This is a genomic window from Qipengyuania nanhaisediminis, assembly GCF_045862805.1.
Taxonomy (GTDB): domain Bacteria; phylum Pseudomonadota; class Alphaproteobacteria; order Sphingomonadales; family Sphingomonadaceae; genus Erythrobacter; species Erythrobacter nanhaisediminis_A.
On the sequence record NZ_AP025760.1, the window covers coordinates 2,689,112 to 2,706,513 of the forward strand.

At 65.3% G+C, this 17,402-nt stretch carries 18 protein-coding genes; 9 read left to right on the forward strand and 9 right to left on the reverse strand.

All coding sequences use genetic code 11. The annotated features are described in order from the left end of the window. Positions 1 to 72 precede the first annotated feature (72 nt). Together ACKTSM_RS13075 and ACKTSM_RS13080 are read right to left on the reverse strand one after the other, a co-directional pair. On the reverse strand, positions 73 to 828 hold the full coding sequence (locus ACKTSM_RS13075) for a hypothetical protein (protein ID WP_407875081.1): 756 nt from the start codon (positions 826 to 828) through the stop codon (positions 73 to 75). After that, the gene (locus ACKTSM_RS13080) at positions 819 to 1,622 is read right to left on the reverse strand and encodes a LytTR family DNA-binding domain-containing protein (RefSeq protein WP_407875082.1); all 804 of its coding nucleotides are present in this window, start codon (positions 1,620 to 1,622) and stop codon (positions 819 to 821) included. The genes ACKTSM_RS13075 and ACKTSM_RS13080 overlap by 10 nt, the downstream gene beginning before the upstream one ends. Before the next feature lie 154 nt (positions 1,623 to 1,776). Here ACKTSM_RS13080 and ACKTSM_RS13085 point away from each other — a divergent pair, with 154 nt between their 5' ends. Beyond that, the gene (locus tag ACKTSM_RS13085; protein ID WP_407875083.1) at positions 1,777 to 2,310 is read left to right on the forward strand and encodes a DUF2306 domain-containing protein; all 534 of its coding nucleotides are present in this window, start codon (positions 1,777 to 1,779) and stop codon (positions 2,308 to 2,310) included. 9 nt (positions 2,311 to 2,319) lie between these two features. Here ACKTSM_RS13085 and ACKTSM_RS13090 read toward each other — a convergent pair whose 3' ends face one another. From ACKTSM_RS13090 to ACKTSM_RS13100, 3 genes are all read right to left on the reverse strand, one after another. Next, positions 2,320 to 2,901 carry a Smr/MutS family protein gene (locus tag ACKTSM_RS13090; RefSeq protein ID WP_407875084.1) on the reverse strand — a complete coding sequence of 194 codons (582 nt, stop codon included), beginning with the start codon at positions 2,899 to 2,901 and terminating at the stop codon, positions 2,320 to 2,322. Further along, complete coding sequence (locus ACKTSM_RS13095; protein WP_407875085.1) at positions 2,898 to 4,064, reverse strand: murein transglycosylase A; 1,167 nt, start codon at positions 4,062 to 4,064, stop codon at positions 2,898 to 2,900. The genes ACKTSM_RS13090 and ACKTSM_RS13095 overlap by 4 nt, the downstream gene beginning before the upstream one ends. A gap of 110 nt (positions 4,065 to 4,174) precedes the next feature. Beyond that, on the reverse strand, positions 4,175 to 4,843 hold the full coding sequence (locus ACKTSM_RS13100) for a Tim44/TimA family putative adaptor protein (protein WP_407875086.1): 669 nt from the start codon (positions 4,841 to 4,843) through the stop codon (positions 4,175 to 4,177). Between the two features lie 350 nt (positions 4,844 to 5,193). Between ACKTSM_RS13100 and secB the strand changes: the two genes are divergently transcribed. From secB to ACKTSM_RS13125, 5 genes are all read left to right on the forward strand, one after another. After that, positions 5,194 to 5,745 carry a protein-export chaperone SecB gene (gene secB, locus ACKTSM_RS13105; protein WP_407875087.1) on the forward strand — a complete coding sequence of 184 codons (552 nt, stop codon included), beginning with the start codon at positions 5,194 to 5,196 and terminating at the stop codon, positions 5,743 to 5,745. 26 nt (positions 5,746 to 5,771) lie between these two features. Further along, positions 5,772 to 7,367 carry a murein biosynthesis integral membrane protein MurJ gene (murJ, locus tag ACKTSM_RS13110; RefSeq protein WP_407875088.1) on the forward strand — a complete coding sequence of 532 codons (1,596 nt, stop codon included), beginning with the start codon at positions 5,772 to 5,774 and terminating at the stop codon, positions 7,365 to 7,367. 206 nt (positions 7,368 to 7,573) lie between these two features. Continuing rightward, positions 7,574 to 8,593, forward strand: a complete 1,020-nt coding sequence (gene trpS, locus ACKTSM_RS13115; RefSeq protein ID WP_407875089.1) for a tryptophan--tRNA ligase — start codon at positions 7,574 to 7,576, stop codon at positions 8,591 to 8,593. Between the two features lie 258 nt (positions 8,594 to 8,851). Next, positions 8,852 to 9,535 (forward strand): DUF4136 domain-containing protein, encoded by a 684-nt coding sequence (locus ACKTSM_RS13120; protein WP_407875090.1) that lies wholly within the window; start codon positions 8,852 to 8,854, stop codon positions 9,533 to 9,535. Between the two features lie 128 nt (positions 9,536 to 9,663). Further along, on the forward strand, positions 9,664 to 10,668 hold the full coding sequence (locus tag ACKTSM_RS13125) for a TonB family protein (protein WP_407875091.1): 1,005 nt from the start codon (positions 9,664 to 9,666) through the stop codon (positions 10,666 to 10,668). Between the two features lie 7 nt (positions 10,669 to 10,675). Here ACKTSM_RS13125 and dut read toward each other — a convergent pair whose 3' ends face one another. Both dut and ACKTSM_RS13135 read right to left on the reverse strand, forming a co-directional pair. Next, entirely contained in the window at positions 10,676 to 11,137 is a 462-nt protein-coding gene (gene dut / locus ACKTSM_RS13130; protein WP_407875092.1) for a dUTP diphosphatase, read from the reverse strand. Continuing rightward, on the reverse strand, positions 11,134 to 12,816 hold the full coding sequence (locus ACKTSM_RS13135; protein ID WP_407875093.1) for a bifunctional phosphopantothenoylcysteine decarboxylase/phosphopantothenate synthase: 1,683 nt from the start codon (positions 12,814 to 12,816) through the stop codon (positions 11,134 to 11,136). Before ACKTSM_RS13135 ends, dut begins: the two co-directional genes overlap by 4 nt. Before the next feature lie 170 nt (positions 12,817 to 12,986). Between ACKTSM_RS13135 and ACKTSM_RS13140 the strand changes: the two genes are divergently transcribed. Then, positions 12,987 to 13,367: a DUF4345 family protein gene (locus ACKTSM_RS13140; protein WP_407875094.1), complete on the forward strand. Its 381-nt coding sequence runs from the start codon at positions 12,987 to 12,989 to the stop codon at positions 13,365 to 13,367. Here the strand turns inward: ACKTSM_RS13140 and ubiB are convergent. Further along, a complete protein-coding gene (gene ubiB / locus ACKTSM_RS13145) occupies positions 13,364 to 14,926 on the reverse strand; it encodes a 2-polyprenylphenol 6-hydroxylase (protein WP_407875095.1) in 1,563 nt (520 codons plus the stop codon). The genes ACKTSM_RS13140 and ubiB overlap by 4 nt on opposite strands. Before the next feature lie 4 nt (positions 14,927 to 14,930). Next, on the reverse strand, positions 14,931 to 15,704 hold the full coding sequence (locus ACKTSM_RS13150; RefSeq protein WP_407875096.1) for a class I SAM-dependent methyltransferase: 774 nt from the start codon (positions 15,702 to 15,704) through the stop codon (positions 14,931 to 14,933). 58 nt (positions 15,705 to 15,762) lie between these two features. On the opposite strand from ACKTSM_RS13150, the gene mutM reads away from it, so the two are divergent. Further along, on the forward strand, positions 15,763 to 16,578 hold the full coding sequence (mutM, locus tag ACKTSM_RS13155) for a bifunctional DNA-formamidopyrimidine glycosylase/DNA-(apurinic or apyrimidinic site) lyase (RefSeq protein WP_407875097.1): 816 nt from the start codon (positions 15,763 to 15,765) through the stop codon (positions 16,576 to 16,578). A gap of 151 nt (positions 16,579 to 16,729) precedes the next feature. After that, positions 16,730 to 16,990 carry a 30S ribosomal protein S20 gene (gene rpsT, locus ACKTSM_RS13160; RefSeq protein WP_407875098.1) on the forward strand — a complete coding sequence of 87 codons (261 nt, stop codon included), beginning with the start codon at positions 16,730 to 16,732 and terminating at the stop codon, positions 16,988 to 16,990. The last annotated feature ends 412 nt before the right edge of the window (positions 16,991 to 17,402 follow it).

Consider the following 17,402-nt stretch of genomic DNA (forward strand, 5'->3'; position numbering starts at 1 on the left):
AGGGCCAGGGTCGCAATTGCCCCCGGTCACGCCCCTGCGCGGTCGGGGGCTTTTGCGTGGGCAGGTCGCGTGTCAGTGCTGCGCAATCATCGTCTCGGCGACGATCAGCGCCGAATAGGCCACCGCGCCGAGGATGAAGGGCACCGGCTTGCTCTCGCGCTCTTCGGGCAATTCCTCGCGCAAGGTGTTGAGGATGACCCCTCCTCCGAGGATTGCGAAAAACCCGCCGATAATGAGGTCGGGCGCGGCCACGAACTGGCCTGCAATCCATCCGCCGATCATGCCCGAGGCCAGCAGCCACCGGCCCCGGCTGTCGAACCGCTCGGGCGCGGCGCGACGAACCGCGTGGCCCGTGACGAGGATATGCACCGCGATCGCCGCGGCGAAGGTCGCGAGCGCCCAGCCAGTCCCCGGCTCGCCGCGCGCGAGCAGGTAGCCGATCATCGCGCTGTAGGCGGTGAAACTCGCGGTGTGGATCTGAGCGATCCGGCGCTCGGCGGCATGCTCATCGCCGCCCTCGGCCTTCGCGGCATGCTCGATCGCCCAGCGGTCGAGCAGGTAGAAGGCGAGCAATCCGGTGAGCGCCAGCGCGAAGACGAACAGTTCGTGGCCAATGAATGCGGTGCCGATGTTCTCGACGAAGGCGCGCTGGTGGTGGCTGAGCTCGGGCAGGATATGGAGGAACACATAAGCGACCGCAATTCCCCCGCCGAGCGATAGCCAGATATTGCGCGGGCGGTGTTCGAGCATATGAAACCGCCCGATCGACAGCTGGATCGCCGCGAAGCCCAGCGCGACCGCGAGCGTCAGGATCGCGTTCAGATCCACCCGGCCGCCTTGAGCTCGGAAACCTGCGTACGCGCCACCGGCGCTTCGAGCCCTCCTGCCAGCACCAGCCGGATATTGCGCCCCTCGCGCCGGATATCCTCGACCGCACCGCGCGCGACCCACCAGCTGCGATGGACCTGCCGCCCCTCGACACCGGACAGTTCGGCCACTGCATCGCGCATCCGCATCAGCACCAGATCGGTGCCAAGAGCGGTGTGAGCGCGGACATAGTGATCTTCCATCTCGAGCGCGATCAGATCAGTGCCCAGTTCCGCCGGAAGCCGGTCGAGGAAAGGTGCCGTGCGCGTGGTCGCCGTGGGTTGGTCCGCGTTCGGCTCCCGCGCGTTCTCCATCGCCGGCGATGCCAGCGAAAAGCGCCCTTCGAGTAGATGAAAAACCACCGTCACCATCGCGCCGATAATGAGAACATGGCCGTACATCTCTGCCGCCACGGGGAAATCGGGGACCGGCACACCGCCAAGAACGTGTGCCACGCTCCACACGATCGCCGTCATCGGTACGGTCGCGATCAGCACCGCGAAAACCCATGCGAGCGGAGTGGGGAACTGGATTTCGCGCGCCTTGCGCACCACCAGGCCTGCAATGGGAAAATAGCAGAAATAACCCGCAATGCTCAAAGTCATCCAATAGACCAGCCGGCGCGGGAAACTCTCGGCATAGCTACCGAAGGGGCCAAGCAAAGCGAGCCCCAGCCCGATCGCCACCATAACCGACAGGTCGATCAGCAGGCCGCGGATCCTGACCGCTCGGTGGTGGGACGCTGGATCGGACATGGCCTGAAAGACTAGCGCCCGTTCGCGCTTCGTAAAGTGGCAATACCCGCAGATGTCCCGGTTTCACGCAAGCCTCGCGCCTTTGCCGTAATCGCGATTGCTCTGGCCTCACTCGTTGTCATCAAAGGGACGCGACCACAAACGGAGCCAGACGATGACAACGATAACCATGCCTTTCGCCGCCCGCGAAAATGCGAGGCCGCAATTCGACAACGGCCCTGTGACACGGGGCGTGATCGGGCTCGGCGGCTCGCTAGTGACGCTGGCGGCGGGAATCGCGCTGTTCAAATGGCTCACCGGCCTGGCGCCCGACCTTGCCCATTATCGCAACCTCGCGATCGTCATTCACGTGGCGACGGTGCTGCCCTGCGTGCCGCTCGGAGCCTATCTGTTGCTGAGCACCAAGGGCACCGGGCGGCACAAGCGGCTCGGCAAGCTGTGGGTCGCCCTGATGGTCACCAGCGCGATCGCGATCACCTTCGTGCGCGGCGGCACCGATTTCAGCTGGATCCACATCTTCGTGCCATACACATTGCTGGGGGCGGTGCAGGTGATCCGGACCGCGCGGACCGGCAATATCGCGGGCCACCGCATGCATATCACCGGCATGTACCTGTTCGCGCTCGTCCTGCCCGGCCTGATCTCGTTCCATCCCGAACGGTTGATGGGCCTGTGGCTGATGGCCTGATCGCAGCGGCTAGCCGCTCCGCGACAGGATCAGGTACAGCGCGCCCTCGCCGCCGTGCCTGACATGGGCGCGGCGGATTGCGGCAATCGCGTCGGCATGGCGGCTCGCCGCGAGCCAATCGAGCAATTTTGCGCGGATCGCACCGCGCCTGTGCCCGCGATCGGCGGGGTCAACGGGCCGTTCGCGCCCGGCGATCACCAGCACCACTCGCGCCTCCATTGCGCGCGCCTGGTCGAGTCCGCTCATCACCCGCTCATAGGCGCCGTCGAGCGTGTGGCCGTGCAGGTCGAGCGTGTAATCGGGCGCGACCTGGCCGGATTTCAGCTTGCGGTTCCAGTGCCCGTCGAGCTGCGATGATCCGACGCGGCGCGGCGGCGGCGCTGCGGTCGCGGGCGCGAGCGCGGGCGAAGCGGCTCGGCTAGCCGTTGGGCGCTTGGCGGCGGGCCTCGGCTGCAGCTTGGGCGGCTTGGGTGGTTCGGCTTCGGGTTCGGCCATGCGCGGCCGCTTGCGCCCTGCGATCGGGGTCACGCTCTGGGCCAGTTTCGCCCAGGCCGCCTGCTCTTCGGCACTGAGGCCGCGCGGGACGCTCATCGCGCCGCGTCGAGGCGATCAAGCGTGCCCTTGGGCAGCAGCACCAGGGCCGTGCCGCGCGCGCTCATGCCGCCCGCGATCCGGCGCGCCTGTGCGCCCGCGCCCCAGAACGTGTCGAAGCGGTTCGCGCCCTTGATCGCGCCGCCGGTATCCTGCGCAATCCACAGCCCGTCGGCCTCGTCGCGGTCGAGATCGAGCCAGACCGGCGCTCCGAGCGGGACGAAGGCAGGGTCGGCCGCGACCGAGGCGTGGCTGCGGACTGGCACCCCGAGTGCTCCGAGCGGGCCGTCGCCGGTCAGTTCGCGGAAGAACACCCAGCTCTTGTTCATCCGCATCAGTTCGCGTCCTTCCGCCGGGTTCTCGCGGATATAGGCCATGATGCCCTGCATCGAACCGGGATATTGCCCCGGCCCATCGCCCAGCAGGCCGCGTTCGCGCATCACCCCGCCGATACCGGTATACCCGCGCCCGTTCTGGCCGGCATAGCCGATGCGGATGACGTCACCCTCGGGCGTGCGCAAGCGGCCCGAACCCTGGATTTGCAGGAAGAAGAACTCGACCGGGTCGGCAACCCAGGCGATCACCGGCGCCCTCCCCGCAAGAGCGCCGTCTTCGATCTCGGCGCGCTCGTAATAGGGAACGTGATTTCCGTTCTCGTCATAACGACCCAGCGGCGCGCGCCCGGTGCGCTCGGCGGGTGGCGTTTCAGCCGGCCAGCCGCGCACGAGGTCGCCCGGCATCCCGTAGACTGGCACCTCGATGCCGGGGCGGCGGGTGCGGCTGCCCATGATCTCGGGTTCGAAATAGCCGGTCGCAAAGGCGCTCCCATCGCTGACCCGCGCGGTTTCGAAACGAGTGCGGAAGAAGCGCAAGGCATCGGCCGACGGCCAGCTTGCCGCGGCCTCGCAGACCCCGCGCCAATCGGCGGCAGAGGCGAGACCGCTCTTATCTTCGCGGCGCAGCAAGCGCGGACAGGATTCGATGAAGCTGGCAAGCGCGGCGCGGGCATCCTCGGGCGCGATCGGCAGCGCGCCTACATCGGGTCCGGCGGCGATACCCGCCATGACCGCGCTGGTGGCGGCAATGGGTGGGGGGACACTCACCCCAGGTGTGGGCGCGCGGGATTCGGGCACCAGCCGGACGCAGGCCGCGAGCAGCAGCATCGCTGCAAGACCCAGGCCCGGCGCCGCGAAAGAACGCAATCGGCGGCGAGCGCTGCGCGGCCCGCCAAGCCAGATCACGTCGCCAGCCGCGCGGCGCTGCACCTTGAAAATCAGCCTTCGTCGGTTTCGTCGAGCACCCAGTTGGGATCGCTCGAGGAGATATTGCGGGTGAAGGTCCAGATATCGCGGCTCTCGACAGCGTCGTCGAGCGAACCGGCAATCACATTGCCGTCCTTGTCGCGGGTGACCGCGGCAATATCGGCAACGAACAGCACCGCGATGCGCGCGGTGCGCCGGTCGAGCGATGCGGAATGGATGCGCGCTTCCTCGATCCGGATAAGCTTGTTGTCGAGCACGTGGCCGGCCTCGTTGCGCGCGTCGATTGCGGCGCTGAACCCTTCATATACATCATCGTCGCACAAGTCTCGAAGCGCGTCCTTGTCGCCTTCCCAGAACGCTTCGAGCACCATTTCGTAAGCGCCCTTGGCGCCGTTCATGAACCCGGCGAGATCGAAGCTGCGATCGGCAGCGGCGATATCGCGGATCCCTCGTTCGACCGCGGGCATCACCCCTTCGAGTTCGGGTGCGGGCGCGGCTGCGGGCTGTGCCGCCTGGACACCGGGCGCGACCTGGCCCTTGCCGGGCACGGCATCGTCGCCGGCATCGAAACGCTGCGGAATCGATTCCTCCTCGTGTTCGGCCCGCCGGCCGAGCACCGAATAGAGGCGCAGGCCCAGAAAGGCGGCGATCATGGCGAGGATGACGATTTCTAAGATCACGATAAAGTCCTGGTATTGCAGTGGCACCCCGGGGGTGGGCGCTGGTCCATTGTGGCCCCCTCAGCGCCGGGAAACAAGCGATCCCGGGCAGGGTTGCGAAGGCCACGGTGAGCCATGATGCGCCATTGGTCCCATAAATAGGCATCAATTTCAATTCGCCAACGTCCGATAGCACGGCTTTGATCCAGACGAGACACCTGCCAATGGGGCGAGGCGGTTCCGGCTCCGGTTGCCTGACTGGGGCGCTGCTGCTAGGCGCGCGCGGTTGAACACCAGCCTTGCTGGGCGAGGCCAAAGCACGATTGGCACGCCGCGCCCGCATCGCCCTATTCAGAAAGACAAAGAGCACCATGGCCGACGAAGGCGACATTCTCACCGATCTCGACAACCAGAACCCCGACCCCAATGCCGGGGCCAATGGCGCGGACAACCAGCCTGCCGCCGGGATCATCACGCAATATGTGAAGGATCTGTCGGTCGAGAATCCCAATTCGCCCGAGGTTTTCCAGTGGGCCGACCAGCCCAAGGTCGACGTTCAGTTCAATATCGGCGCGCATCCCAAGGGCGAGCAGGTCACCGAGGTCGAACTCAAGGTCAACATCACCGCGACCGGCGAAAAGGGCACCGCCTATATCGTCGAGCTGTCCTATTGTGGCCTCGTCGGGCTTCGCAATATCGGCGAGGAACAGGCGCATGCCTTCCTTTTCGCCGAAGCGCCGCGTATCCTGTTTCCCTTCGCCCGCCGCGTCGTCGCGGACGCGGTCCGTGATGCTGGTTTCCCGCCGCTCATGGTCGATCCGATCGATTTCAACGGTCTTTATGTCCAGCAGCTCCAGGCACGCCGCGCACAGGAAGCGGCAACGGGTGGCAACGACACCCCGGCGCCCTCGGGCGACGCCTGAGCGCTTGATCCGGCGGGCCTGACGCGATGAGCCTGCTCAAACATGTCGGAACGATCGGCTCGCTCACCATGGTGAGCCGGGTGGCCGGGATGGCGCGCGAGATGATATTCTCGCGCGTCCTCGGTGCCAATGGCGTGACCGATGCCTGGTTCCAGGCCTTCATCATCCCCAATGTCTTCCGCCGGCTGTTCGCCGAGGGCGCGTTTTCGGCCGCCTTCGTGCCGATGTTCTCCAAGCGCCTGCACGGGCATGATAACCCCGACAAGGGGCTCGAAGAAGCGCGCAGCTTCTCGAACGCGGTGCTCAGCGTGTTCCTGCCGGTGCTGATCGCTCTGGTGGCGGTGTTCGAGATCGCCATGCCCGGCGTGATCTGGCTGCTGAGCGAAAAGCCGGTCGATCCGCAGACCTATCCGCTCGCGGTCGATTTTGCGCGGATCATGTTTCCCTACATCATCCTCGTCAGCCTGGTGACGCTCTTCACCGGCATGCTCAATTCGGTCTCGCGCTTTGCGCCCGGGGCCAGCTTTCCGATCATTCTGAACCTCGTTCTCATCGCGGCGCTTCTGGCTGGCGAATGGTTTGCGGAGACGAGCGGCGCGAGCATCGAGGAAATCGCCTATGGCATCGCCTGGGCGGTGACGGGTGCAGGCGTGATGCAGCTAGGCTGGCTCTATTACTGGAGCCGGGTCGAAGGCTTTCGCCCGAAACTGATGTGGCCGCGCATCACTCCCGAGGTGAAGCGGCTCGCGATCATCGCGCTTCCCGCGGCGATCGGCGGCGGCGCCTACCAGATCAACACGCTGGTGCAGCTCTATTTCCTCAACCAGATCGAGGACGGCGCGGTCAGTTTCATGAACTATGCCGATCGCCTCAACCAATTGCCGCTCGGCATAATCGGCATCGCGCTGTCGACCGCGATCCTGCCGACGCTTTCGAAATTCGTCGGCGGCGACAACAAGGAAGGCGCAGACCGCATTCAGTCCGACGCGATCGAGCTGGCGATGCTGCTCACCATTCCCGCCGCGGTCGCCCTGGCGATCTGCGCACAAGCCTTTGTTACCATGATCTTCCAGGGCGGGCGCTTCGACATGGCCGATGCCGCCGCCACCGGGGACGTGCTGGCAGCGCTCGTGCTTGGCCTTCCCGCTTACGTGCTGGTCAAGGTGCTGGTGCCCAATTTCTACGCACGCGCCGATACCCGCACCCCCGTGGTCGCGGCCTTCATCTCGCTTGCCGTGTTCATCACCACCTGCATTCTCGTGCTCGATAGCTACGGGGTGGTCGGGGTCGCCTTTGCCAGCGTGGTCGGCGCCTGGATCAATGTCGGCTTCCTGCTCACCGTGCTCGCCCTGCGCGGCCATTACCGCGTGCCGGGCGTGCTGCTGCTGCGGATTACGCGCCAGGCGATCGCCGCTGCAGCCATGGGTGCTGCCCTGTTCTACACCCGCGACCACCTCGCCGGATGGTTCTCCGCTGGCCTGTTCGAACGGCTGGGGGCCTTGCTGGCCCTCGTCGGAGCGGCCGTCATCGTTTATTTCACCATCGCCTTTGCCATCGGCGCGATCGACCGCCAGCGGATCGTCCAACTAACCCGCAAGCAGGCCGCCCCTGGCAGCGAGTAGTCGGCGCGTTGCTTGCCCCCGGGCAATGCTGTGCTATGCATCGCCCGCGATGACTGCAATGACCCTCTCGACACGTTCAGCCCCGGCACGGTTCGTGCTGCGCGGGCGGGCGGCCTGGCGATGGTTGGTCTCGGCCTGAATCCGAAAATTGCAAGTTCTGGCGCTCCTCGCCAGCCCATCATCTTTTCGAGAGATTGAGAATTCCCATGAGAGTAGTCTCGGGCATCCAGCCCACAGGAAAGCCGCATCTCGGCAACTATCTTGGCGCGATCGTGAATTACGTGAAGCTTCAGGACGAGGCCGTGGCCGCGGGCGGCGAATGCTTCATCTTCCTTGCCGATCTTCACGCGATCTCGCAGCCGCACGACCCGGCGGAACTGACGCGCAACACCCGCGAAATGGTCGCGACCCTGGTCGCCTGCGGGGTGGACCCGGCCAAGACCGTCCTGTTCAACCAGGCGCAGGTTCCCGCCCATGCCGAACTGCAATGGCTGTTGAACGGCACCGCGCGGATGGGGTGGCTGAACCGCATGACCCAGTGGAAGGACAAGGCTGGCAAGAACCGCGAAGGGCAGTCGGTCGCGCTGTTCACTTACCCCGTGCTCCAGGCCGCCGACGTGCTGCTCTACCAGGCGACCCATGTGCCTGTGGGCGAGGACCAAAAGCAGCATCTCGAGCTTGCCCGCGACATCGCGCAAAAGTTCAACAACGATTTCTGTGCCGAGGACGCGCCGCTCTTCACACTGCCCGAACCCTATATCCCGCCCACCGCCGCGCGGATCATGAGCTTGCGCGACGGCAGCGCCAAGATGAGCAAGTCGGACCCGTCGGAAATGAGCCGGATTAGTCTTTCCGATGACCCCGATACGGTGATGAAGAAGATCAGAAAGGCCAGGACCGATCCCGAACCGCTCCCGAGCGAGGAAAAGGGGCTCAACGGGCGCGCCGAGGCGATCAATCTCATAGGCATCTACACGGCGCTGACCGGCAAGAGCACCGCCGAAGTGCTCGGCGAATATGGCGGACAGGGCTTCGGCGCGTTCAAGCCGGCGCTTGGAGAGGTGCTGGTCGAGACCTTGCGCCCGATCAATGCCCGCTTCACTGAGCTCAAGGACGATAGCGAGGCGCTCGACGCGATCCTCGCCCGCGGGGCGGCGCAAGCGCGCGAGAGCGGCGGGGCAACGCTCGATGCCGCCTATCGCGCGCTGGGCCTGGTTCGCCACTGACCCATCCGCCGACGGATCCGCCTACGACGCATTCGAGCGCCTCGGTCGCCGTTAAAGCACGGTTCAGCGCGGCTGAGGCATACAGGCTATCCAGCAGTGACAGGTCGCACAACATAGGTCACCTGCCGATCAGCAGCATTTGCGCTTTGGAGGGCGCGCTGCGGCGGTATTGAAAACGGGGTAAGGCAAGCCGTCGCTGATTCATCACATGTCAGCGCGTCCGCCGGGCGTTGCTGGAGAATTATCGAAGGATGTGCCATGATTACTGACGTTATGAACACGCGAAACAAAGCGCTGAGTCGCGCCGCGCGCCTCGTCCTGACTGCCGGCATGGCAGCGGGCCTCGCCGCCTGCGCTCCTGGTTTCAAGGCCGATGTCTCGCGCTTCGCCACCTCGCTTCCCGCGCCGCAGGGCCAGACCTTCGCGGTCGTGGCCGACGATCCGGCGCTTGCAGGCGGGCTCGAATTTTCGCTCTATTCCGATTATGTCGCGGCCGAACTGGCCGAGCTCGGCTATGTCGAGACCGAGAACCCGGAAGCCGCCAACCTGCTCGTGCGCTTCGATTACGGTGTCGATAATGGGCGCGAACGCGTGCGCACCACCGGCTATGGCCGCGATCCGTTCTTCGATCCCTGGGGCCGCTTTGGCGGGTTTGGCTATCGCCGCGCCTATGCTTTCGGCTTCTACGACCCGTTCCTCGCGGGCCCCGAAGTGCGCAGCTACACGGTCTATACCTCGGACATCGACCTGAAGATCGACAACACCACCACTGGCGAACGCCTGTTTGAAGGCCAGGCGCAGGCGGTTTCGCGCACCAATCGCCTCCAGGTGCTCGTTCCCAACCTGGTCGACGCGATCTTTACCGATTTCCCCGGGCGGTCGGGAGAGACCTTGCGGATCACGATCCGCGAGGATGGCAAGAGCGTGCGTCCGATCGACTGAGGCGCGCTTTTCGCAATGCAACCAGTCTACCCTGGACGGGAAGAATTCGGCGCCGAGCGATCGGCGCCGTTTTTTTCCGTGTTTTCAGGGGTTGAACCCGAGGCGATGCGAGCCAAGTTGATAATCCGATGATCGTTTCCCCGGCTATTCTGTCCCGTCTGCGCGGCGCCATGCCTTCGGGCGCGCTGGCGCTGGTCGCGGCGGCAAGCGCGGCGATCGCGGTCTTGCCTTCCCCCCTGTCGGCACAGCCGCGCGAAGAGGTGTTCGTCGACCTCGGGCGCTGGACGATCTTCCAGCGACCCGAAGAAAGGCGCTGCGAATTGCGGCTCGCTCCCGGCAACGGCGCGGGTGTCGTCTTCTCGCTCGGCGCTCGCGGCGAGGCAGCGCTCGCGGTGCGAACCGCAGGCGGCAGCAACCGCTTCGGCGAAGCGGTGACTTTCGCTTTCGATGACGACGCTTTTGCCGCGCGCGAAATCGCCGCGGGAAGCTATGGCGCGGTCTCGGTGGACCAGTCGCTGATCAACGCCTTTCGCCAGGCCCGCATGCTCGAAGTCAGGCGCGGACCGGTGAGCACTGCGCGCATATCGCTCCAGACCAGTTCTGCTGGATACCGCCTGCTTGACCAATGCGCCGATCAATGGCGTCCGGGCTTCCACGCACTGGGCAGCGACTGGCGCCCGCAATTCGCATCGGCCGCGGCGGAACGTTCGGCCAGCGCCCGGCCCGCCGCCCGCGAACCGCGGACCTCTTCGGCACCTTCTGCCGATCAGGCGACCGCTTCGGCGCCGCGCAGCCGACCCGACAGCCGCGCCGGCGAGCGACAGGAGCGGTCGGTGGCGCGTTACACCACGCCCTCGCCGCTCAATCCCGGCAATTGGATAAGGAACAGCGATTTCCGTCGCTTTTCCGACGATCGCTGGGACGGCGGAGTGATGCGCTACACGCTGCTCGTCGCGCGCTCGGGCCGGGCGGAGGAATGTGTTGTCGATGCCAGCAGCGGCTCGCGCGAATTTGATGAACTCGCCTGCCGCGCGCTGATGCGCCGCGCCCGCTTCGACCCGGCGCGCGATCCGAACGGGCGGGCGGTGGCCGGGCGTTATTCCTCGGCGGTACGGTTCCAGTTGTCCGAGTAACCCGGCGTCAGAGCCGGGCGTGTCCGCCTGTCGACCCGAAACCGCCCGAGCCGCGGCCCGTCGCATCGAGCTCTTCGACCTCGTCCCATGAAGCCCGGGTCACCGGGGCAAGCACCAATTGCGCGACCCGGTCGCCGCGCGCGATCGCGAAGCTTTCGTTGCCGTGATTGATGAGCAGCACCTTCAATTCGCCGCGATAGTCTGAATCGATCGTTCCCGGCGTGTTGGGAACGGTGATGCCATGCTTGAACGCCAGCCCCGAACGCGGTCGGACCTGTATCTCGTAGCCTGCTGGGATCGCGACGCTGAGCCCTGTCGCGACCGCGTGGCGAGCCCCCGCTTCAATCGTCACGTTCTCGGCGCTGACCACGTCCATGCCCGCCGCACCATCGGTCGCATAGGAGGGCAGGTCGAGCCCTTCGCCATGCGCCAGGCGCCGCACGGCGACCCTTACCGGTGCGCCGCTCATTTCTTCGCCTGCCCTTGGAGTGCCGTCGCAATCCTGTCGGCGAGCGCGAGCGCGACCTCCGTCTTGGGCATTTCATCGAGGCTTTCCACGCCCTCGGCGCTGACAATGTGGATGCGGTTGGCATCGCCGCCCATCACGTCGCCCGAAACGTCATTGGCCACGATCCAGTCGCAGGCCTTGCGCTTGCGCTTCTTCTTGGCGTTGTCGATCACGTCTTCGGTTTCTGCGGCAAAGCCGACCACCAGCGCCGGGCGGTTGTCGCTAGCCGCGAGATTGGTGAGGATGTCGGGGTTTTCGGTCAGCATCAGCGCCGGCGGTGCCGAACCGCGCTTCTTGATCTTCTCGTCGCGATATTCCTTGGGCCGCCAGTCGGCGACCGCAGCGACCATGACCGCCGCATCGGCTGGCAGGGCCCGCTTGACTGCGCTCGCCATTTCCTCCGCGCTCTCGACATCGATGCGCTTGCAGCCCGCCGGGGTCTTGAGCGCGACCGGCCCTGCCACCAGCGTCACCTCTGCCCCCAGGGCGGCTGCCGCAGCAGCGATGGCAAAGCCCTGCTTGCCGCTCGAACGGTTGGCGACATAGCGCACCGGATCGATCGATTCCCAGGTCGGACCGGCTGTCACCAGCACACGCTTACCCTTGAGCGGCTGGTGCGCGGGATCGGCAGTGATGCCCGCCGAGACATCGCCCTGCTCGGCCTCGATTGCTTCGCCCACAGCAGGGGCGGCCTGCTTGGCGCGGGAGCGAGCGGGCGCCTCCTCCTCGACCGGTTCGGGAGCGAGCCGGCGTTCGTCGACCTCGTGATTGATGGCATCGGCGTCGATCGGCGGTGCGGCCTTGCCCTTGCCCTTGGTCGCGAGCGGCGACCCGGCAAGATCGGGATTGAACTCGATCTCCTCCTCGGGCTCGAGCTCGGCTATTTCGGCGTCCTCGGGGATCTCCGTCTCGAACTCCTGCTCGATCTCCTCGGCGCTGCGCTGTTCGGTCGAGCGCGGGATGATCCGCGAAAGCAATCCGCTCAACCCGCCCACCGAAGCGCCGTCCTCGGCATCCTCGTTATCGGGTTCGAGCGCTTCGACAGCTTCGCCATCATTGGCGGGCATCGGCACGGGCGCCTCGTCCTCGACCTCGATCCCGAAATGTGCGGCGATCGCGCGCCAGATCGTGTGCGGCTCGGGCAGCCGGCCATAGCCGAACTCGCCGCAGGCCATCGCGCCTTCATCGGGGTGCAGCACCGTCACGCCCGCATCGCCTAGCGCGGCGACATTGCGCTGGGTCGATTCGTGCTCCCACATCTTCACGTTCATCGCGGGGACCGCCATGACCGGCTTGTTGGTGGCGAGGATCAGCGTGGTGGCAAGGTCGTCTGCGATGCCGGCGGCCATCTTGGCCATGAGGTCGGCGGTGGCCGGGCAGACCACCACGAGGTCAGCCTCGCGCGACAATTCGATATGCCCCATCTCGACCTCGTTCTTGAGATCGAAGAGCGAGGTATAGACCTGGTTCTCGCTGAGCGCTGCGAGCGACATCGGGGTGACGAATTGCTGGCCACCCTTGGTGACCACGCAGGTTACCTCGCCGCCGCCCTTGCGGATCAGGCGCACGAGCTCGCACGACTTGTAGGCCGCGATCCCGCCGCCCACGACCAAAAGCACCTTTGGTCCCGCTGAAGCCATGATTGCTACGTCTCCCATATCGCGCAGCGCCCGCGGGGGCGGCTGTCGCCACGTGTCTAGCGGCCCCGATTATCCGCGCCAAGTGCACCTGCTGCTGTGCGTGGGGATGGTTAAGATTGCGTTGCCGGGCGCGCGCAGGTCATAAGGGGCAGAAGAGGGGGAAACTGACAATGGATCTGGTACTAAAAATCGTGCTCACCCTGGGGGGACTGCTGCTGGTATTCATGGGGACGGGCTTCATGATCGATCCGAACGGCTCGGCACTCGATTTCGGGCTGATGACCGTCGGCGCACATGGCAACACTTCGGCGCGCGCCGATTTCACCGCCTTTTTCGTGGTGAGCGGAGCAAGTTTCATCTGGGGCGCATGGGCAAAGCGCCGCGATCCGCTGGTGATCGGCGCGGCGTTGATGCTCATCGCACTTGCCGCAAGGCTGGTCTCGCTGGTGGTCGACGGTCCCTTCGAAGGCCACATCGTCCCGATGGCGGTCGAAGCGGTGCTGGGCATCGCCGCGCTCGTCATGGCGCGGCGGGTTCACCGGGCAAGCTAGAGCAGCCCCGCCATCCCTGCACCCAAGACCGCGCCCGCACCCACCAGGCCGGCGACGAAATAACCCAGCCAGCCGCCGCTGCGGCGCGGTTCGCGCGGATCGGTCATCAGGCGAATCTCGGGAAGCGGCGGGGGTTCGGGCGCGCCGCCGCGCGGCGGGTATTTCTCCTCCATCCGGCGGATCAGGCCGGGCAGGCGGAACAGGGTTTCGGTGTCTTCCCTGATCCGGTCTGCAAGAGCCGCTTCGGGGCCGAGCTCGTCGCGGATCCAGCTACGGACATAAGGCGCGGACACGTCCCACATGTTGATGTCAGGGTCGAGCTGGGTGGCGATGCCTTCGACCATAACCATGGTCTTTTGCAGCAGCAGCAGGTGCGGCTGGGTCTGCATGTCGAAATCGCGAGTGATCGCGAACAGCCCGTCGAGCATCTGCCCGACCGACAATTCCTTGACCGGCTTGCCGCGCATCGGCTCGCCCACGGCACGCAGCGCGGTCGCGAATTCGCCGACCGAGTGATAGCTCGGCACGTATTGCGCCTCGAAATGGATCTCGGCGACGCGCTGGTAATTGCCGGTCGTGAGGCCGTAGAGAATTTCCGCCAGCCAGGCGCGCGCGCGGCGATCGATCCTTCCCATGATTCCAAAATCGATCGCGGCGATCGTGCCATCGGGTTCGATGAACAAGTTGCCCTGGTGCATGTCGGCGTGGAAGAAACCCGCGCTGATCGCCTGGTTGAGAAAGCTGAGCACCAGCCGTTCGGCAAGCAGCTTGGGATCGTGGCCGGCCGCGATCAGTTCGTCGCGCTTGGAAATCTTGATCCCGTCGACCCATTCGATCGTCATCACCCGGCCATTGGTCCGGTCCCAGTCGATCGCGGGGACGCGGTATCCGTCGACACCGGCCATGACCTCGGCAAGCTCACTCGCCGCCGCCGCCTCTCGCCTGAGATCGAGCTCGGCATTGGTCCAGCGCTTGAAATTGGCGATGGTGAGACGCGGGCGCAGGCGCTGTGCCTCGCCGCCCATCGCCTCGACATGGGCGGCGGCCCATTCATAGGTCTGGATGTCCTCGGCAAAGCGTTCGCGGATGCCGGGGCGCAGGACCTTGATCGCGACCTGGCGGCCATCGGTGGTCACCGCGCGGTGAACCTGGGCGATCGACGCCGCGCCGATGGGCGCAGGGTCGATGCTGGCGAACAGCTCCGTGATCGGCCGATCGAATGTCCCCGCGATCTGCTCCTCGATCCGGGCAAAGGGCACAGGCGGCAGATCGTCTTGCAGGCTGAGCAGGTTGTGCGCGGCCTCCTCGCCGACGAGGTCGGGCCGGGTCGCAAGCGATTGCCCCAGCTTGATCGCCGCAGGGCCGATCGCGCGGAACGCACCGGCATAATCGCGCGGGCCTTTCCTGCCGGTCAGCGTCGCCAGCCGCGCGAGCCGGGCAAAGCGCTTGACCGTAGCGGGCGCGTTGGGATCCTGCTCGATACCGAGCAGCGCGCGGTGCCGGGCAAGCGTGATGCCCCACCGCGCAAGGCGGGCAAGGTGGATGGCAGGAGCGGTCACCGGGTCAGACCTTCCAGCCCGAATGGATCGCGACCGCACCGCCCAGGATCGCCTCGTAGCGGGTATTCACGAATCCAGCAGCGGCGATCATTCGTTCGAACTCGGGCATCGAAGGGAACTTGCGGATCGATTCGACCAGGTAGCGATAGGAATCGGCATCGCCCGCGATCGCCTGCCCCATGCGCGGGAGGAAGAGGTCCGAATAAAGGTCATAGACATCGCGGAAACCCGCCCATTCGCTGGTCGAGAATTCCATGCAAAAGAATCGCCCGCCCGGGCGCAGAACGCGAAAGGCCTCGGCCAGCGCGCGGTCCTTGTATGTGACGTTGCGGATGCCGAAGACGATCGTGTAGGCATCGAAGCTGTTGCTTGCGAAGCTGACTTGCTCGGCATTTTGGTGGGTGAATACAAGGCTGCCGCTTTCGGGACCGGCTTCGCGCTCCATCGCCCGCTCCGCCCCCACATCGAGCATGTCCTGGTTGATATCGGCGACGGTCACATTGGCGCCGCGATCGGCCATCCGAAAGGCGATGTCGCCGGTGCCGCCCGCCATGTCGAGCACCGCTTCGCCCGGCTGCGGTTTGACCCGGCGCACGAAGCGATCCTTCCACGCGCGGTGCATGCCGAAGCTCATCGCATCGTTCATGATGTCGTATTTCTTCGCCACGCTGGAAAACACCGCTCCCACGCGGCGCGTCTTCTCCTCGGGAGAGACGGTTTCGTAGCCGAAGGATACCTTATCGTCTTGCGCGCCGTGTTTCGGGGTCTCTTGCGTCATGCGATGCGCCCTAGAAGGAATTGCCGGACAGGCAAAGGGTGATAAAGCGCGGCTCGCCATGCCCGAATTGCCTGAAGTCGAAACAACGGTCCGCGGACTAGCCCGGTTCCTCGAGGGGGCACAGATCACCCGCGTGGTGCTCAACCGGCCCGATCTGCGCCGCCCCTTCCCGCCCGAACTCGTCCAGGTGATGACCGGGGCGCAGGTGACCGGGCTGTCGCGTCGCGCCAAATACGGGCTGATCCATCTCGACCGCGCGCACACGATGATCTTCCATCTCGGCATGAGCGGACGCTGGCGAATCGATCCCGAGGATCCCGACCGGCACGACCACCTGGTGATCGAGACCGCGCATAACCGCTTTGCCCTGTGCGATCCGCGCCGCTTCGGATCGGTCGATCTGGTTTCCAGCGACACCCTCGATGAATGGCCGCCTTTCGTCCGGCTCGGCCCCGAACCGCTCGGACCGGGCTTCAGCGCGGCGCATCTCAAGGCGGCGCTGGCGGGCAAGACGCAGCCGATCAAGCTGTGCCTGCTCGACCAGGCGATCGTCGCCGGGCTCGGCAATATCTATGTCTGCGAAGCGCTGTGGCGCGCGCGCATCCACCCGCGCAAGGCCGCTGGCAAGGTCACCCGCGCGCAGCTCGAACGGCTCGTGCCGGCCATTCGCGAAGTGCTCGAAGCTTCGATCCGCGACGGCGGCTCGACCCTGCGCGATTATGCCGCGCCCGATGGCGAACTCGGCTATTTCGCCACGCGATTCGACGTCTATGGCCGCACCGGCGAATCTTGCCGGCGCGATGATGGCGGGAAAATCCGCCGGATCGCGCAAGGCGGGCGCAGCACGTGGTATTGCGCGCGCTGCCAGAGATAGCGGGCGACGGGCGAGGGAATTCTTGACGATTCGCCCTTGCGCTACTATGTGCGCGCCTTTCCGGCGGTGAATCGCCGTTCTTCGTTATTTTTTCGAGATTCTTCCGGTCGCTCGCTAAGCGGCCAGCACACAAGGCGAGACAGACACAAATATGGCCAACACGCCACAAGCCCGCAAGCGCATCCGTCGCAACAACAATCGTGCCGAAATCAACGGCGCGCGCATGAGCCGCATCCGCAGCTTCGTGAAGAAGGTCGAGACCGCTCTGGAAGCCGGCGACAAGGACGCCGCTGCCAAGGCGCTCAAGGAAGCCCAGCCCGAACTGGCTCGCGGCGTTGCCCGCGGCGTGATGCACAAGAACACCGTTGCGCGGAAGATGTCGCGGCTGACCAAGCGGGTCGCCGCGCTCTGATTCGCGCGAATGCGGGGTGCGATTCGCAGCCCCGCACGCGTTAGCCAACGGGTTAACACCCATTGCAGATATGGATAGGGGTCGCACCGGATGGCGCGGCCCCTTTCGTTTGCGCGCAATCGCGTCAATGGGCGTTCGAAAAATGGAGGAATCTCCGCGATTCGCGCACCCTGCCTTACGAAACTCCAACAAATTCAAACTCTTGAACGCAAGTCTGCGGCTTAGCAGCGAGTCAACAAGATTATTTGAGATTTATTACAATTCCGCGCTTGCGATCTGCCCGTCAGAGGTCATTATCGGCTTCTCACCCGGGTCGGGACAACCCGGGAGCCAACAGACTGGATCGATGGGTTACGCCGGCAGATATAACTTGTCGGTGAGAACAGTAATGCCTGTCGGAATTACAAGTACC

Bases quoted from the DNA above. Each gene is read 5' to 3' on its own strand.
- ACKTSM_RS13080 (WP_407875082.1), bottom strand. From the start codon at position 1,622: ATGTCCGATCCAGCGTCCCACCACCGAGCGGTCAGGATCCGCGGCCTG.
- ACKTSM_RS13085 (WP_407875083.1), top strand. From the start codon at position 1,777: ATGACAACGATAACCATGCCTTTCGCCGCCCGCGAAAATGCGAGGCCG.
- ACKTSM_RS13090 (WP_407875084.1), bottom strand. From the start codon at position 2,901: ATGAGCGTCCCGCGCGGCCTCAGTGCCGAAGAGCAGGCGGCCTGGGCG.
- ACKTSM_RS13095 (WP_407875085.1), bottom strand. From the start codon at position 4,064: ATGCTGCTGCTCGCGGCCTGCGTCCGGCTGGTGCCCGAATCCCGCGCG.
- secB (WP_407875087.1), top strand. From the start codon at position 5,194: ATGGCCGACGAAGGCGACATTCTCACCGATCTCGACAACCAGAACCCC.
- murJ (WP_407875088.1), top strand. From the start codon at position 5,772: ATGAGCCTGCTCAAACATGTCGGAACGATCGGCTCGCTCACCATGGTG.
- trpS (WP_407875089.1), top strand. From the start codon at position 7,574: ATGAGAGTAGTCTCGGGCATCCAGCCCACAGGAAAGCCGCATCTCGGC.
- ACKTSM_RS13120 (WP_407875090.1), top strand. From the start codon at position 8,852: ATGATTACTGACGTTATGAACACGCGAAACAAAGCGCTGAGTCGCGCC.
- ACKTSM_RS13125 (WP_407875091.1), top strand. From the start codon at position 9,664: ATGATCGTTTCCCCGGCTATTCTGTCCCGTCTGCGCGGCGCCATGCCT.
- dut (WP_407875092.1), bottom strand. From the start codon at position 11,137: ATGAGCGGCGCACCGGTAAGGGTCGCCGTGCGGCGCCTGGCGCATGGC.
- ACKTSM_RS13135 (WP_407875093.1), bottom strand. From the start codon at position 12,816: ATGGCTTCAGCGGGACCAAAGGTGCTTTTGGTCGTGGGCGGCGGGATC.
- ACKTSM_RS13140 (WP_407875094.1), top strand. From the start codon at position 12,987: ATGGATCTGGTACTAAAAATCGTGCTCACCCTGGGGGGACTGCTGCTG.
- ACKTSM_RS13150 (WP_407875096.1), bottom strand. From the start codon at position 15,704: ATGACGCAAGAGACCCCGAAACACGGCGCGCAAGACGATAAGGTATCC.
- mutM (WP_407875097.1), top strand. From the start codon at position 15,763: ATGCCCGAATTGCCTGAAGTCGAAACAACGGTCCGCGGACTAGCCCGG.
- rpsT (WP_407875098.1), top strand. From the start codon at position 16,730: ATGGCCAACACGCCACAAGCCCGCAAGCGCATCCGTCGCAACAACAAT.